The sequence below is a fragment of the Halomonas sp. IOP_14 genome (assembly GCF_021021315.1).
Taxonomy (GTDB): Bacteria; Pseudomonadota; Gammaproteobacteria; order Pseudomonadales; family Halomonadaceae; genus Vreelandella; species Vreelandella titanicae.
Window position 1 is genome coordinate 27,001 of sequence record NZ_JAINWD010000013.1, and the last position, 15,552, is coordinate 42,552.

Here is a 15,552-nt window from a genome sequence, read left to right on the forward strand (position 1 = left end):
CTTGGTCATTAATCAAACAGGCTCATACGTTTCATAACGTTATCGCGTTTGATTTTCCAATGGAATATGGCACCGGCGACGTGCAGTACCACCAAGCCTAAAATAACCCACCCCAGGCGCCCATGCCACATAAAGAGTTGTTCAGATAGTTGCTCGCGCTCGCCAATCAAACCGGGTAAATGCCAGTGGAAAAACTCCACGGGAAAGCCGCCGCTTGCGGTAGCCGCCCAGCCCAATAAAGGCATAACGATCAACGCCAAGTAGAGCAAATGGTGAACGCTGGTACTCACCACCCTCTCGAAGGCATTTAGAGGCGGTTCATGGTCAGGCACCACAAAGGCCAGGCGGGTAATAATACGTAGCGTCATTAGCAACAGGATCAGCACACCCAGCGTCTTATGGCTGGTATACAGCAAGTTCGTCAACATATTACCGACTAGAGCGAGGGTGCGTTCATAGCCCAAAAAGCCTAACGTTAAACCGCTGGCCAAGGAGAGCAGCACCGCGCCAGCCACCAGCCAGTGCAACACCCGATGCGGGTAGATATAGTGATCCAGTTCGTGCATGCAGTGCTCCTAACAGCCAATTCATTTGCTCTTCATTCTAGTCAGTAACGCTCCCTTACGCTGATTAAAGCACTACACGGCCATCAACGCTAAGCATTACCTAGGCTCTACTTGGTCTCAAAAGCCACTTTATAACGCTTGTTCGGGCACTGCCAGCTGATCGCGTATTAACTCTGCCAAACGGCGCGCAGGCTCCGAAGGTCGGTGCGGCGCCCGGTGCAGCGCCAACTCAATCATCGGCAGCGCAGGCAGCCCACTGCTCTCATCCAGCGGTCTCAGTGCAGGGGTTAGCATGCTGCGAGTCACCACCACGATGGCCAGCCCAGCGGTCACAATTGGCGCCAGCCCCGCCATGGATTGGCTGGTATAGGCCACGCGCCAGCTGCGCCCCGCCGATTGCAGCGCCTGCTCGGCCACTTCACGGAATACGTCAGCCCCCGGTGAGTAGAGCGCCAACGGCAACGGGTCGCTTAGCAGCGGCTGCTGGTTCATACCGACTGCCCACAACAGCGGTTCCCGGCGAATCACATCGCCGCCCGGCGAGTTGCGCTGTCGGGTCACCAGGGCGAGATCCAGCTCTTTAGCTTTAACCTGCTCAACGAGATGCGCGCTAGTGCCGCAGATCACCTTTAACCCCACAGCGGGGTAGAGCTGATGAAAGTAGGCAAACACCGAAGGCAGCAACGAAGCATAATCTTCAGGAATGCCGAGAGTAAGATCGCCTGTCACCTGGCGCGCCTGCATATCGCTCCACGCGTCATCGTTAAGTGCTAATAGCCGTCGGGCGTGGTTAAGCAAGCGTTCACCTTCTGAGGTAAAGCGTATTCGCCGCCCTTCCCGCTCGTGCAGCGTGAGCGAGAGCTGCGCTTCTAACCGCTGGAGCTGCATGCTCACAGTGGACTGGGTATACGCCAACCGTTTAGCAGCTGCGGTCACACTCCCAGTGTCCGCAATCGCCACCAGGGTGCGTAGCAGGGTTAGGTCTAACGTGGGGGCACGCATATATCACCAAGCTTGATGAAAACGATCACAAAAGATCGATATTGTGATGCATTGATGATGAGTATGCTGCTCGGTACATGCTCAAATCAAGGAGAACTCTTATGCATCCCGTTCACTCCCCTGCGTTATTCCCACGTTGGTACAGTGTTGGTGCGGCGCTGGTGGCCGTGATGCTTTGGAGTGCGGCACCGCTGCTGGCTGAGTTTGCCAAAGCGACACCGCCCTTGCAGTTAACTGCCGTTACCCTGTTAGCGGGATCATTGGCGACGCTACCATTAAGCCGCCGCGTAAACGTCGCTGCCAGCGGCGTGGGTTGGCAACTCAGCGTTTGGGTGGGTATCCCACTGCTCATCTTTGGCGCCGTCAGCACCTACTTTATTGGTATGCGGCTAGCCCCCGCCGCCGAAGCGGCGCTAATTACCTACACGTGGCCTGTGCTGTTCGTGCTGCTCAGCCAATGGAGCCGTTTTGGCCGCCTACGCATCGCAGGGGTGGTCGGCGCTCTGATTGCGTTTTCAGGCGCTGCGCTACTGCTGGTTCCTCAAGCCATCAGTGGAGGGCTGGGTGGTGCCACCACGGGCTACGCGCTAGCACTGCTGGCCGCCTGCTGCTGGGCGATCTATTCATGGTTAAGCCAAGCTGCACCAGTGGCCTTAACACCCCTGCTGCCGCGGCTACTGCTGATTGCCTGCGCTATTGCCGTGGCAGCCAGCTTAATACTGGAAGGCACCCTCGCCCTCCCCAGCGGTGAAGCGTTACTCGCGGGCACCGCACTGGGCTTAGGGCCTTACGGAGTAGCCATGGTGGCCTGGGATAAAGCATTGCGCTGGGGGCACGCGAGCCTTGTGGGCAGCTTGGCGTATGGCGTGCCGATTCTAGCCGCCCTACTGCTGGTGCTAGCAGGCATGAGCGTGCTCGACTGGCGCCTACCCGCCGCGACCGTGCTGGTAGTGGTAGGCTGCCTCAAAGCTGGCCGTTAACCTCCTAACGCCTAACTATTTACGCCTCACGCCTCACCATTTACTCATCACCATCGACCAATAAACCAACGCCCCTATCACGATAAGCAACAGGGGCGCTGGGTATTATCGATTAACGCTAACAATTAAAGCTCTGGGGGAATGTCCGTCGGCTCCATGTCGAGGCTTAGTTCAAATAAGCCGCTACCGGTAGCGCTAAACCCGCGTGCGCTTACCGTGTAAGTGCCGGGCAGCAACTGCTCTTGAAGCCGTGAGTCGGTACCGCCCGCGCCGTCGTCATCGCTGGCGACAAAACCCTGACCACTGATCTCAATAAAGGTATCAAAATCGTCAGAGCGCATTTCCAACGTCACTAACGAGCTCTCTTCTACTTCCAACTGATACGTCAGCGGTTCACCGCTATACCAACCGTTAAGCGCTTCACCAGGGGTAAGCGTGCCTTCATTACGCAGATTAACATCTGGCATATCACGCGGTGCCATGGAGAGCGTAAACATGCCACTGCTCTCGCCATAGGCAGTACGTGCCGTTAGCTGATACTCACCGGGAGCAAGAAAATCAGCGATGCTAGCATCCAGATTGCCGGCACTGTCATCATCTTCGCGGTAGTAACCGTTAGGCCCTTCAAGCACCAGGTAGGAATCGATATCGCTGGAGCGCATCTCAATTTGGTACATGCCTGCTTCTTCTACTTCTACTTGGTAACTAAGCCCCTGGCCACTAAACCAGCCGTTGAGAGAGTCATCGGGAGTGAGCGCTCCATCATTACGCAGCTCACCATCACCCGGTAACTCGTGAGGCTCTACTGAAAGCGTATAAACGCCATTGCCATCATCGTAGGCGCTACGTGCCGTCAGCGTATATTCACCGGGTTCAAGGAAATCAGCGATGCGCGCGTCTAAATCACCGGCGCTGTCGTCGTCTTCGCGGGCGTAACCGTTCGGCCCTTCAATCTCCAGGTAAGCGTCGAAGTCGTCAGAGCGCATTTCCAGTTGGTAGAGGCCTGCCTCTTCTATGTTCAAGGTGATTTCACGGGCATCCCCTTGCAGCCAACTATCGATGGGCTCGCCCACTGCCACTGTGTCAGCATCCGTCAGCTCAACGGTTCGGCTGACAACGGTAAACGGGCCATAACTGTGGGCATCGGCACCGCTAACCACCACTACATAGTCGCCGCTCTCTTCTATACGGTGACGAACGATAGGGGCATTATCGAGCAGCTGTAGCTGATCATCATAAAGCGCCACAACACCTTGCAAGGCTCCGTTGAGAGAAATCTCAACAATCTCACCCTCTTCCAGTGCGATGGCGTAGCGCATGAAGCGGCTGCCATCGTTACCGTTCAGCTCGCTGGCCGAGGTTATTTCGCCACGCATGCGCTCATCAAGCGTGAGCTTTTCAAGGCCAACAATAGCCTCGGCAACGGACGGCTGATCAGTTGTCTCAGCAGTTTCGGCAGGCGCTTCATCGGCGGTTTGCCCCGGTAAGGGAATAATTTGAGCAGCGAGAAAACCAACGGCTGCGCCACCGATCGCCACCAATACAAACGTAAACGAAGAAGATCTAGCCATGAGCGGTTCCTTGTTGAGTCGCAATGACAATCATTAATTAGATAAGTGTCAGTGATTATAAGATGCTTACTCAATTAAAGTGAGCGTTTCATGAAGAATGCTGCTTTGCACAAAGTGCTTTCTCTATTCATTTCATACCTGGGTTGATAAGTCACTGAAACCCAAGGCCACATAAGCAGAGATTTAAAAATCTTGAAATTGAACCTATTTGCATCGATCTTCTCAAAGCTTGCTGACTCGTTGCGACAAGGGTAGTATCGAAAAGCCTATTCAGGCACCTCATCAAGAGTGCGGGATTCGCAACAAGCAAAACCGAGGTACTCCCATGGGAGCCGAAAAACGACTGATCCGAACGATTTGTTTGGCAGCGATAGTGGTAAGTAGCGCTGCTAATAGTGCTTTTGCACATGAAACAGAAACGCAGGAAGGCGTCGCCTCCTTTTACAGTGACCGCTTTCAAGGAGCGACCACTGCCAGTGGAGAGCCCTTTGACCAGCAGGCGTTGACCGCCGCCCACCCGAGTTTGCCGTTTGGCACCAAGGTGTTGGTGACACGCCCGGACACGGGGCAAGAGGTAGAAGTACTGATCAATGATCGTGGCCCTTTCATTCAAGGACGCATTATTGATTTATCTAAACGCGCGGCAGCGAAGCTTGGCATGATTCGCCGCGGTACAGCTCCAGTGATGGTAACGCTGTTGGATTAACGGATAACACATCCTTGGTTGTTGTGTGATACCCATTAGCCTAATCAATGCGACAGCACACGAAGCATCGTTATCTTAAAGTAGTCAACAGACAGGGTGACCAGCAATGGTCACCCTGTTTCTTTATGTGGCTACTTTCCGATACATTAACGAACTTGCAAGCAGGCTAATGGTCTCTATGCTGCAAGGAGTTCGATACACGCCAAGTATTTGCAGGAGATACATCCATGCAGTCACAATTTTACACGCTTACCGATTATCCCAAAGGCCTGCCCGATCGCACGCTCTTCAAGCTAGAAACACAAACCCTACCCGACCTAGCCGAAGGCGAAGTGCGTATTCGCAACCGCTGGCTTTCCGTCGACCCTTATATGAGGGGGCGCATGAGCGGCATTCGCACCTATGTGGAGCCGTTTGAACTCGGCAAACCGATGGAAGGCGGCGCCATTGGCGAAGTCATCGAGACCAATGATTCAAGCTTAAAAGTGGGCGACAAAGTGAGCCATATGGGCGGTTGGCGGGATATTGCCCAACTGCCTGCGCAGGGCGTCACGCCGCTACCCGATATCGATGTTCCCGAACAAGCCTATCTGGGCGTACTCGGTATGCCTGGCATGACCGCCTGGACTGGCCTCAACCTGATTGCCGAATGCAAGCCGAGTGACAATGTGTTGGTTAGCGCGGCTAGCGGTGCCGTAGGCTCCCTGGCAGTGCAGTTGGCCAAAGCCAAAGGTTGTCATGTGGTCGGTATTGCCGGGGCTGCGAATAAGCTGGCCTGGCTTGAATCATTGGGCGTTGAACCGGTTAGCTATCGTGACCGTACCGCACAGGAGTTAAGCGACGCCATTAAGCTCGCCAGCCCCAACGGCATTGATGTGTATTTCGAAAACGTCGGCGGTATCTGCCTAGAAGCAGCATTGAACCAGCTAAATGAAGGTGCGCGGATTGCCGTATGCGGCATGATCGACAGCTACAATGCAAAAGAGCCTACCCCCGGCCCGAGCAATCTCTCTCAGTTGGTAGTGCGCAAGGCCAAAATGCAGGGCTTTATTGTGGCTGACCATTGGGCTAGCTACCCCTATTTCCTGAACGAAGTAGCCCCCCAAGTAGCGGAAGGTAAGCTGGTATATAAAGAGACAGTGAAAGAAGGCCTGGAGAACACCCCCGATGCATTCCTGGCCCTGTTTGACGGCGGCAATACCGGTAAAATGCTGGTCAAGCTATAAACCTCACGCCTTCTGGCTAACCCTACCGCGACATCAACTACCCTGGCGGTAGGGCACCCGCCTTAGAAAAAAACATCAAATCGTTAGACCAATAGCGAATTGATTATTAAAATCATCCACCATAGCGGTGTGTTTTAACCCATCGGCGCCGCCGATGGGTTAAAGCGCGTTGCGGGTTCGCCGCTTGGCACTTATTGCTTGAATTTAGGGTTTAAGCGGCATGCATTAACGTATTAAGTACGTTTCATTAGGGGAAATCTCATGGAAGAAAGCACGCGCGCTCACAGTAAATGGCCAGCTATTATAGTTGGCCTGCTACTATTTATTATCGGCTTGGTGCTTGCTTTTGGCGGCAGCAAGCTCGTCAGCGTAGGCGGCAGCGCCTACTACTTAATTGCCGGGCTTAGCATTATTGCTTGCGGCATTCTATTTGCCCTGCGCAAAGGCGCCGCTCTGTGGCTCTACGCGCTGATTCTTTTTGCCACATTAGTGTGGGCTCTGTGGGAGGTTGGTCTCGACTGGTGGCAGTTAGTGCCTCGCGTTGCCATTCTCTGTTTAATAGGTATTCTGCTGCTCCTGCCCTGGTGGCGTAAGCCACTACACTCAAAAGGCGGCAGTCTGGCGCTTGTTGGCAGCATTACTGCCGCTGTTATCGTGGCCATTGCCAGCCAGTTTAACGATCCCGGTACTATCGAAGGGTCGCTAGCCGCTAACAACCAATCAACGACCGATAGCGTAAACCCTGCCCAAATGGCGGGCGATGATTGGCCCGCCTATGGCGGCACCAATGCAGGCACCCACTACTCTTCCCTTGATCAAATTACGCCGGAAAACATCGGCGAGCTTGAAGAGGTATGGCGGATTCAAACCGGTGACAAAGCGGGCCCCAATGCGCCCCCGGAGATCACCAATCAAAATACCCCGCTGAAAGTGAATGACAGCCTGTATATCTGTACCTCTCACAGCCGGGCAATGGCGCTGTCACCCGAGACCGGTGAAACCCTGTGGGCATTTGACCCCGAGATCAGCACCATGGGGGCGGATGACTTTTCTGGCTGGGCACATATGACCTGCCGCGGCCTCGCCTACTATGACGCCGCAAACTATTCTACTGACACTAATGACTCTGCAACCGATAGCACAGAAGTGACGAACAGTGACGCTGCCCCGAACAGTGCAACGGCACTCTCTTTTGATATCTTCGATGACAGCGATATTTTCAGTCTGGATCTCTCCTTCTTGTCACTGCTGTTTGGTGTTGAAGAAGAAAACGGCGCCCCGCAGCAACCCATGCTCAGCGAGACCGACGTCATGTGCCCACGCAGGCTCTACCTGCCCACGGCGGATGCACGCTTGATTGCGCTGAATGCGGATACGGGTGAGCGGTGTGCCAGTTTTGGTAATAACGGAGAAATCGATCTCACCAACAATATTGGCGATTTCTCACCGGGCGGTTACTACTCCACCTCCCCTGCGACGGTAACCGAAAATCTGGTTATTCTGGGCGGCCACGTCACCGACAACAGTTCCATTGACGAGCCCTCAGGCGTTATTCGTGCCTTTGATGTGCATACCGGCGAGCTGGTATGGAACTGGGATAGCGGTAATCCCGACGACACCGACCCGCTACCAGAAGGCGAAACCTACACCCGCGGCTCCCCCAACGTATGGGCACCGATCAGCGTTGATGAAGAGCTAGGCCTGGTTTACCTGCCAATGGGTAACGCCACGCCTGACCAGTATGGCGCTGACCGCACCGAGAACGATGAAACCTACAGCGCGGGTCTAGTGGCACTCAACCTGGAAGATGGTCAGGTTGAGTGGGTTTACCAGTTCGTACACCACGACCTATGGGATATGGACTCACCTGCGCAACCGGTACTGATTGACCTGGCCACTAGTGATGGCACCCAGCCCGCGGTTATTCAGCCGACCAAGCAGGGCAGCCTATATGTATTGAACCGTGAAACCGGTGAACCGATTGTGCCCATTGAAGAGGTTCCTGCACCTCAGGGCGCCGTGGAAGGCGACTGGACCGCCGAGACTCAGCCGCGTTCAGCGCTTAACCTGCTGCCACCGCCGCTCACCGAGCGCGACATGTGGGGCGCTTCACCGTTTGATCAAATGATGTGCCGTATTCAGTTCAACTCTTTGCGCTACGAGGGCCAATACACGCCACCTTCGCTGGAAGGCAGTATTGTTTATCCAGGTAATGTCGGTGTAATGAACTGGGGTGGTGTGGCCGTTGATCCCGAGCGCCAAGCGCTCTTCACTGGCGCTAAATACCTGGCGTTTGTGTCTACGTTAATTCCTCGTGAAGAGGTAGAAGAAGGCCAAGGCTCTGCCAGCGAACAGGGTTTACAAGCCAATGAAGGCGCACCTTATGCCGTTGAGCTTGGCCCGCTGCTTTCAGTGCTCGGCCTGCCCTGCCAAGCGCCCTCCTGGGGCGATGTAGCCGGTATCGATCTGCAAAGTAACGAGGTGGTGTGGAAGCACCGCAATGGCACCACACGCGACAGCATGCCGTTTGATCTACCGATTGGCTTGAACGTCGGCGTTCCTGCACTAGGCGGCCCGCTGACGACGGCTGGCGGGGTGTCGTTCTTAAGCGGCACGCTGGATCAGTACCTGCGCGGCTACGACATCACTACTGGCGAAGAGCTGTTTAAAGCACGCCTGCCAGCAGGTGGCCAAGCCACGCCGATGACCTACACCGGCCAGGATGGCCGTCAGTATGTGGTCGTCACGGCGGGTGGACACGGCACCTTTGGCACCAAGATGGGCGATTACGTGATTGGTTACGCTCTGCCTGAGTAAACGGCTAACTTAGCGTTATCACCCACAAGAACGGGCGGCCTCAGCAATAATGAATGAGCGCCGCCCGTTTTTATTTACTTGCAGTATTTCGACTTAAAAGCGTACTTCTAAACCGCCATACACACTGCGCCCCGGAGCAGGTTCATAGAAGCGACCAAAGGTGCCGTTCAAGCGCACGTTGGCGTAGTGCTCTTCATCTAAGAGATTGCGCACGCCCACATACGCATTTAGCCGTGTATCGCTTCCCAACTGCCAACCATCACCCACCCGCAGGTTCACTAGCCAGTAGCTATCGACTTCTGTCTCATTGGCGTTGTCCGCCACCATATCGCCTACGTACTCGGTTTCCAGCGTGGCAAAGCGCTCATCCAGCCCCTGCCAAGTGAGTTGATTGACCCAGGTTTGCTCGGGTAGGCCAGGAATGCGATTCCCGCCAAAGCTTTCAGTGGGCGTAGCAAATTGATCAAACTCATAGCTCGCCAGCGTAACGGCGCTATTCAACCGCCATTGGTCGGCGAGCTGCCAGCCTAGCGCCAGCTCAATGCCGTCGCGGTCGGTGTCGCCTGCGTTTAGGTAGAAGGTGCGACCGCCGTCATCATACGGCACGAGCTCGTCACGTACGCGCACCGAAAATAGCGTTAAATCGTAGTCCATGGCCAGCGGTGCAACATAGCCACGCGCGCCAACTTCACGGTTCCAGGCTTTTTGCGGCGACACGGACGGGTTGAAACCGCCCCCCAATGGATTGGCAAACTCTGAGAACGTCGGCGTTTCAAACGCCGTACCGGTATTCACATAAACCTGATGTTGGGGGCGATAGCGGTAGCTAAGACCCGCTGAACCGCTCCACTCATTGAAAGTTTGCTCACCGCTTTGGTCGCCATCGCTCAGGTAGCTGTCGTCTACCTTTAACTCAACGCTATCAAAACGCGCGCCAAGCGAGAGCGTTACCTGCTCGGTCAGCGCTAAATCACCCTGGGCAAACACTCCTGCGGAGGTCGCCGTCTGGGTCTCTTCCGCCAACTGCTCGCCGACCACACCTTGGCCATTTACCGCATTACGAAAGCGCTCATCGTCTTGACGCGCCACATCGACACCGGTGATATAGCTCAGCGGCAGGCTGCCCAAGCTGACTTCATGGTGATACTCAGCACTCGCGCCCAGATAATCACGCTGGTAGCCGATACGGCTATCGCCCACGTAGGGTAGCTGCTGCTCAAAATCACGCTGCGCAACAAAGCCTTTTAAATAGAACTCACCAGGGCCGGCGGATAAATCTTCGTACTGTAAGCCAAGAAGCTGCTGATCTACGTTCTGTCCTGCATCCAACGCCAATGAGTTCGGCGCTGCTTGATCACGGCCACTGGCCACTTCACGCGCGTTCAGCGCGCCAGGGTCTTCGGAACGGGGATTTTCAAGCAGGTTGATAATCGCGGTTAACGCCCGATCACTGCCTAACTCTCGGCGCAGTTTGGCATTCAGCAGGTATTTCTCCGTAGAGCTCTGCTCCCGATAACCATCCACATTGAGTGCCGAGAAGCTGACGTGGTGCGACCAATCACCCTGGGCTCCACCGGTTTGTACGACTGCCTTACGGTAGCCATCACTGCCCACCTCGGTGCGCACGCTTGAGCCAGGGTTATCGCGACCATCGGCGGTGGTCACATCAATTACCCCACCCGCTGCGTTGCCGTAAAGTACCGAAGAGGGCCCGCGGATAACTTCGATGCGCTCAGCGCTGTCCAGATCAATGGCATCTAACTGTGCCTGACCATCGGGTAACGTATACGGAATGCCATCCACCATCACGGTAATACCGCGAACGCCAAACGGCGCCCGAGCGCCGAAGCCGCGAATGGAGATTCGCTGGCCTTGGGCAAAGTTATCGCGGTTTTGCAAAAACATGCCAGGCACGCGCACTAACGCCTCATCCAGCCGTGTGCGCTGCTGCCCCTGAGCAATCGCCTCACGGTCGAGCGTTGAAACCGCAGCGGGCGTGGCGTAAAGCTCTCGCGATAGTCGTGGCGCCGTCACTTGAAGTGTGGCCAGCGTGTTGTCAGTTGTCGGGCTCTCTTGCGCCCAGCTTTGGCCTGCGCCAAGACAGCTTAATAAACAAAAAGACGTGGTGGTTACTTTTAATGGCACTTTGATGAACACGGAGTCCCTCCCAAACAGCGTAGAGCGGAAATAAATGGCGGAATTGAACGATTGCCTACTTGGCCAGTCATAGGAAATTAGCCAAGGCATGGATAAATAAGTTGATCGTGCCTACACTTGTACAAGTTACACCAATGAAAGCAAAGGAGGCTTCATGGCGTTTACAGCGACTGATCCAATCAAGATGATTTTTGCCGTAATACTTCCCCCACTCGGCGTATTTTTTGAGGTCGGTTTTAAAGGGCATTTCTGGCTGAATATTATTTTAACGCTATTTGGCTTCGTACCGGGCATTATTCATGCGTTTTATGTGATATTGAAGCACTGATACCCGAGAGCAGTAGATTGCTTTAACTAAACAGGCGTCTCTATTTAGGGGCGCCTGTTTGGGTTCAAATGGGATCGTTATCGATGACTACTATGCGTATGGATATGCGTAAAGTCCGGCCATGGCACCTTAGGCTGGCTCAGGGCATACTCTAAGGAGTCGTGCCCACTCACCATCAAGAGCCTCGCCCCTATGCCATTGGGCCATCAACCGCCTCTGCGCGTCGGATTTATCCTACTCCCGCTATTTACCATGAATGCCTTTGCAGGGTTCATCGATTCATTGCGCTTGGCTGCCGACAAGGGTGGCCGAAGCAGGCAAATCCACTGTAGCTGGCAGATCATGGGGCCCGGCCCAATCACCTCCAGCTGCGGCTTGGAGGCCCACCCACAAACACCATATCGTGAACCGGGTGAATTCACTCATATTGCCGTTTGTGGTGGTAATGACTATCTCAATCCCCACGAAGATCAGGCACTGAGTCAATATCTCAAGGAAGCGCATAGCAAAGGAGTGAAACTTGTCGGTGTATGTACTGGCACGTTTGCCATTGCCCGTGCAGGCCTACTGAGAGGCCAACGGGTATGTGTGCACTGGAACGTAATCAATGATTTTCGCCAACAGTTTCCCAAAATCGATGCCACTCCCGATCGAATATTTCTGGAATCCGCCAGGGTAATCACTTGTGCAGGCTCGTCAGGTGCAACGGATATGGCCCTGCACCTGATTCATCGCACATGTGGCCCCGAGAAGGCCCAGCAGGCGGTTCGTCACATGATCTTAAACGGCATGCGTACGTCCAACTCTCCACAAACACACTTTTTTGAAGCCATCCATGAAATTCGCGATGAGCGAGTCCGGGTAGCCGTACTCACCATGGAGCAATCGCTGAATACCCGTCTAAGTGCTTGTGACCTGGCCAAGCGGATCAATTTAAGCCCCCGACAGCTTGATCGACTCTTTCGTCAAGAACTGGGAATCACACCTATGCGCTACTTCAAAATCATGCGCCTGCGCTATGCAGACTGGCTACTCCACCATACCGACAGCTCAATTGCCGATATTGCCGCTGACTGCGGTTTCTCCGATGCCGCTCATCTCGCCCGAGACTTTCATGCGCATTTCGCTTGTAGCCCAGGCCAGTCACGCAGACAGGAAAAACGTTTGTAGCTCTTCGTTAGCCGCCTGCTGTCATGATTTTCAAACAGTTACTACGTGCGCAATCCGTCCAAAAAATTCAATTTTCTGTCTCTTTTATTCTATAAATCATGGTGGCGCAGACCTACTCTAGAGACACGTGATCGTAAAGGTCCGTGACATGACTCCCGCAAAAACAACCTCCGGAGCGTCACCATGAAAGCACTTTCCTCCGTACGATATATTGCTTCCTTCGCCCTAGGGCTCGGTTTGGCAGGCCAGGTAGCAGCCGCCGAGCTAGAGCTTCGAGCGGCGACCATTGGAAGCCAGCAAGGCATCCAGATGGCGGGGTTGAATGCCCTAGCCGCACACGTGGCAGAAGCGACCAATAACAGTGCCGACATAAAACTTTTTCATTCTGGTTCACTTGGCGATCAAGTCAGCAATATAGAAGCAATAGATACACGCTTGTTAGATATCGCCACTATTGAAACGCCGATTACTACCATTGATGAAGATATGGGTATTCTTTCACTTCCCTATCTATTTCGAGACAGGGAGCATGTGAGCAATGTCCTGAGCGGTGAAATCGGTCAAGAATTAAAAGACAAGCTTCAAAAGCAAGGCTACCGTGTTATCGGTTTTTATGAAGGAGGTTTCCGTCATATTACCAACAATAGTCATGCCATTGAAAAACCTGAGGATCTTGACGGGTTAAGAATCCGTACCCCTGGCAGCCGCCAGCGTGTCGAGATGTTTAATGCCTATGGCGCTAACGCTTCCCCGCTGCCTTATCCAGAACTTTACTCCGCCCTTCAGACCGGTGTCTTCGATGGCCAAGAAAATCCTCTCGTCGAAGTAGAGGCCAGCCGCTTTTACGAAGTACAGGATTACCTTTCACTCTCTGGGCATGTTTACACCGTCGGCTTCCTGCTGATGAACGAGTCACGTTTCCAGGATCTTGATGCCAGCGTTCAGCAAGCTCTACTCGAGGGTGGCGAACAGGCCTTCGAGGCAACGGTTAACTTTGGAGAACAAGCGGATCAGAGCGTCGTGGAGCTTGTAAAAGAGAACGGCATGGAAGTGAACGAGGTAGACACTGACGCCTTCATAGCAGCCTCTCAACCTCTATGGGACTCCTTTACCGAAGGACTGTCACAAGAGGCACGTGACATGGTGCAACGCATCGCCGACCTCCCCTAACGACAGAGCACACTTCCCGGCGGGCACTTCCTGCCCGTCGCTACTCCCGGGAGCACTACCATGCTTGATCGTTTTTTTGAAGCGGTCGCGGCACTGCTGTTGGCTGCCATTACTCTCCTGGCAATAGCGGCAGTGGCTGCGCGCTACATCCTGAATGCCTCGCTATCGTGGAGCGCCGAAGTCTTAGTGGGTCTGCTGGTCTACATTACCTTTTTCTGCGGTTATCTGGCACTCAGGCAAGGCGCTCACCTACGTATTGATGTTATCGCTGCCTTACTTCCCTATCGCGGTCAATGGGTATTGTTCTTTATCAACCAGACACTGATAGGGCTGGTCTGCGTCATCATGATCGTGTGGGGCTTGGAACAAACACTCACCTTTTCCAACCGTACAACGCTGATGCTAGGTGCACCTCAGTGGCTTTTCTACTCCGCCGTGCCTATCTCCGGCGCGGGCATGTTGCTGGAATTGGTTCGCCAGTGTGTCGTTGCCGCCAAGGCAAAGATACCGCCCTATGAAGCCGCTCGAAGAGCCGCTCTGGAGGAGTCAGAGCTATGATTCTACTCGTCATACTACTTGCACTTCTGGCTCTGATTGGGCTGGCCATGCCAATCGCCTTCGCTTTGACACTTGTTTCTATCGGCGTACTCGCTTTTTCCGGTGTCGATATGCTCGTGCTGGTACAGCGCCTATACCGAGGTACCGAGTCCTTTCCGCTATTGGCTGTTCCGCTGTTCATTCTAGCGGGCCAGATAATGAACCACAGCGGTATTTCAGCACGGCTTGTCGATCTGGCTCGTTCCATGGTGGGGGCCATACGGGGTGGGCTGGCGGCGGTCAATATCTTGACCTCCATGTTCTTTGCAGGCATGAGCGGCACCTCCATGTCAGATACGGCCGCCGTGGGCGGTGTGATGATCCCCCAGATGGTCAAACGGGGTTACTCCGCACCCTTTACTGCCGCCGTGACTGCCTCCTCCTCCACTATTGGCATCATCATTCCTCCCAGCGTGCCCATGGTATTATTGAGTGCCTATATGGGACTTTCGACAGGGGCGTTATTTGCTGCCGGTCTAGTCTCAGGGCTCCTCATTGCCATAGGACTCATGCTGATGGCGTGGTGGATATCGGTGAAACGCCAATATCCTATCGAAGCTGCATTTTCGATCAGGCAACTGGGCAGTAGCTTGGTCAGTGCATTCCCGGCCCTGCTAATGCCAGTCATCATCCTCGGCGGTATCCTCGGCGGCATTTTCACACCGACCGAAGCCTCCGCCGTGGCAGTCGCTTATGGCATCTTCGCTGGCATGGTGCTTTATCGTTCGCTTTCACTACGTGCGCTTTATCGTGCCCTGGTTGAGAGTGCCGTGTTGACCGGTGCGGTCATGTTTGTGACGGCAGCGGCACATACACTCGGCTACACCTTCACTTACCAAAGTCTCGGGCAGCTAGTTCTCGGGCCGATCGCAGCTCTGGATATGGGCCCCATCGGCTTTCTACTGATTTTGAGCATCGTCTTGATTATTGCCGGTACCTTCCTCGATGGCATCGCGATGATGTTCATAGTGGTGCCACTGTTCCTGCCCAGTGTTCAATTGCTAGGCATAGACCCTCTCCAGTTCGCCATGGTGGTCATTCTTTGCTGGGGTATTGGCCAGCAGACGCCACCGGTCGGGGCCGCCTTGTTTATTACGAGCGTGATTTCACGTGTCGATATCATCCGCATTACCTACGCCAACCTACCGTTCATTGCCGTGATGTTGGCAGTGCTGCTCGCCGTGATTGTCTGGCCTGCTGGCATGGTCATGAGCGTACCCCGCTGGTTTGGTCTTTAACCCAAGACTAATAACCCAACCGCA

The 15,552-nt window shown here is 54.4% G+C and carries 13 protein-coding genes; 9 read left to right on the forward strand and 4 right to left on the reverse strand.

The window, feature by feature from the left end:
• Positions 1 to 8: 8 nt before the first annotated feature.
• A complete protein-coding gene (locus tag K7H09_RS11390) occupies positions 9 to 566 on the reverse strand; it encodes a cytochrome b (RefSeq protein ID WP_141439815.1) in 558 nt (185 codons plus the stop codon).
• Positions 567 to 695: 129 nt separating this feature from the next.
• Positions 696 to 1,568 (reverse strand): LysR substrate-binding domain-containing protein, encoded by an 873-nt coding sequence (locus K7H09_RS11395; protein ID WP_009286891.1) that lies wholly within the window; start codon positions 1,566 to 1,568, stop codon positions 696 to 698.
• A gap of 101 nt (positions 1,569 to 1,669) precedes the next feature.
• Between K7H09_RS11395 and K7H09_RS11400 the strand changes: the two genes are divergently transcribed.
• Positions 1,670 to 2,548 carry a DMT family transporter gene (locus tag K7H09_RS11400; RefSeq protein WP_141439816.1) on the forward strand — a complete coding sequence of 293 codons (879 nt, stop codon included), beginning with the start codon at positions 1,670 to 1,672 and terminating at the stop codon, positions 2,546 to 2,548.
• A gap of 125 nt (positions 2,549 to 2,673) precedes the next feature.
• On the opposite strand, the gene K7H09_RS11405 is transcribed toward K7H09_RS11400, so the two are convergent.
• A complete protein-coding gene (locus tag K7H09_RS11405; RefSeq protein ID WP_141439817.1) occupies positions 2,674 to 4,119 on the reverse strand; it encodes a hypothetical protein in 1,446 nt (481 codons plus the stop codon).
• A gap of 325 nt (positions 4,120 to 4,444) precedes the next feature.
• Between K7H09_RS11405 and K7H09_RS11410 the strand changes: the two genes are divergently transcribed.
• The 3 genes from K7H09_RS11410 to K7H09_RS11420 all read left to right on the forward strand — a co-directional run bounded on the left by K7H09_RS11410 (position 4,445) and on the right by K7H09_RS11420 (position 8,868).
• Complete coding sequence (locus K7H09_RS11410; protein WP_027957199.1) at positions 4,445 to 4,825, forward strand: septal ring lytic transglycosylase RlpA family protein; 381 nt, start codon at positions 4,445 to 4,447, stop codon at positions 4,823 to 4,825.
• Between the two features lie 227 nt (positions 4,826 to 5,052).
• Positions 5,053 to 6,051 (forward strand): NADP-dependent oxidoreductase, encoded by a 999-nt coding sequence (locus tag K7H09_RS11415; protein ID WP_009286888.1) that lies wholly within the window; start codon positions 5,053 to 5,055, stop codon positions 6,049 to 6,051.
• A gap of 261 nt (positions 6,052 to 6,312) precedes the next feature.
• Positions 6,313 to 8,868 carry a glucose/quinate/shikimate family membrane-bound PQQ-dependent dehydrogenase gene (locus K7H09_RS11420; protein ID WP_141439818.1) on the forward strand — a complete coding sequence of 852 codons (2,556 nt, stop codon included), beginning with the start codon at positions 6,313 to 6,315 and terminating at the stop codon, positions 8,866 to 8,868.
• A gap of 93 nt (positions 8,869 to 8,961) precedes the next feature.
• Here K7H09_RS11420 and K7H09_RS11425 read toward each other — a convergent pair whose 3' ends face one another.
• On the reverse strand, positions 8,962 to 11,025 hold the full coding sequence (locus tag K7H09_RS11425) for a TonB-dependent receptor family protein (RefSeq protein ID WP_230804662.1): 2,064 nt from the start codon (positions 11,023 to 11,025) through the stop codon (positions 8,962 to 8,964).
• Between the two features lie 154 nt (positions 11,026 to 11,179).
• Here K7H09_RS11425 and K7H09_RS11430 point away from each other — a divergent pair, with 154 nt between their 5' ends.
• The 5 genes from K7H09_RS11430 to K7H09_RS11450 all read left to right on the forward strand — a co-directional run bounded on the left by K7H09_RS11430 (position 11,180) and on the right by K7H09_RS11450 (position 15,528).
• On the forward strand, positions 11,180 to 11,353 hold the full coding sequence (locus K7H09_RS11430; RefSeq protein WP_009722289.1) for a YqaE/Pmp3 family membrane protein: 174 nt from the start codon (positions 11,180 to 11,182) through the stop codon (positions 11,351 to 11,353).
• 192 nt (positions 11,354 to 11,545) lie between these two features.
• Positions 11,546 to 12,523 carry a GlxA family transcriptional regulator gene (locus K7H09_RS11435; RefSeq protein ID WP_022523622.1) on the forward strand — a complete coding sequence of 326 codons (978 nt, stop codon included), beginning with the start codon at positions 11,546 to 11,548 and terminating at the stop codon, positions 12,521 to 12,523.
• A gap of 183 nt (positions 12,524 to 12,706) precedes the next feature.
• On the forward strand, positions 12,707 to 13,693 hold the full coding sequence (locus K7H09_RS11440) for a TRAP transporter substrate-binding protein (protein WP_022523623.1): 987 nt from the start codon (positions 12,707 to 12,709) through the stop codon (positions 13,691 to 13,693).
• A gap of 60 nt (positions 13,694 to 13,753) precedes the next feature.
• Complete coding sequence (locus K7H09_RS11445; protein WP_022523624.1) at positions 13,754 to 14,251, forward strand: TRAP transporter small permease; 498 nt, start codon at positions 13,754 to 13,756, stop codon at positions 14,249 to 14,251.
• On the forward strand, positions 14,248 to 15,528 hold the full coding sequence (locus tag K7H09_RS11450) for a TRAP transporter large permease (protein ID WP_027957204.1): 1,281 nt from the start codon (positions 14,248 to 14,250) through the stop codon (positions 15,526 to 15,528). The genes K7H09_RS11445 and K7H09_RS11450 overlap by 4 nt, the downstream gene beginning before the upstream one ends.
• The last annotated feature ends 24 nt before the right edge of the window (positions 15,529 to 15,552 follow it).

Bases quoted from the DNA above. Each gene is read 5' to 3' on its own strand.
- K7H09_RS11390 (WP_141439815.1), bottom strand. From the start codon at position 566: ATGCACGAACTGGATCACTATATCTACCCGCATCGGGTGTTGCACTGG.
- K7H09_RS11395 (WP_009286891.1), bottom strand. From the start codon at position 1,568: ATGCGTGCCCCCACGTTAGACCTAACCCTGCTACGCACCCTGGTGGCG.
- K7H09_RS11400 (WP_141439816.1), top strand. From the start codon at position 1,670: ATGCATCCCGTTCACTCCCCTGCGTTATTCCCACGTTGGTACAGTGTT.
- K7H09_RS11405 (WP_141439817.1), bottom strand. From the start codon at position 4,119: ATGGCTAGATCTTCTTCGTTTACGTTTGTATTGGTGGCGATCGGTGGC.
- K7H09_RS11410 (WP_027957199.1), top strand. From the start codon at position 4,445: ATGGGAGCCGAAAAACGACTGATCCGAACGATTTGTTTGGCAGCGATA.
- K7H09_RS11415 (WP_009286888.1), top strand. From the start codon at position 5,053: ATGCAGTCACAATTTTACACGCTTACCGATTATCCCAAAGGCCTGCCC.
- K7H09_RS11420 (WP_141439818.1), top strand. From the start codon at position 6,313: ATGGAAGAAAGCACGCGCGCTCACAGTAAATGGCCAGCTATTATAGTT.
- K7H09_RS11430 (WP_009722289.1), top strand. From the start codon at position 11,180: ATGGCGTTTACAGCGACTGATCCAATCAAGATGATTTTTGCCGTAATA.
- K7H09_RS11435 (WP_022523622.1), top strand. From the start codon at position 11,546: ATGCCATTGGGCCATCAACCGCCTCTGCGCGTCGGATTTATCCTACTC.
- K7H09_RS11440 (WP_022523623.1), top strand. From the start codon at position 12,707: ATGAAAGCACTTTCCTCCGTACGATATATTGCTTCCTTCGCCCTAGGG.
- K7H09_RS11445 (WP_022523624.1), top strand. From the start codon at position 13,754: ATGCTTGATCGTTTTTTTGAAGCGGTCGCGGCACTGCTGTTGGCTGCC.
- K7H09_RS11450 (WP_027957204.1), top strand. From the start codon at position 14,248: ATGATTCTACTCGTCATACTACTTGCACTTCTGGCTCTGATTGGGCTG.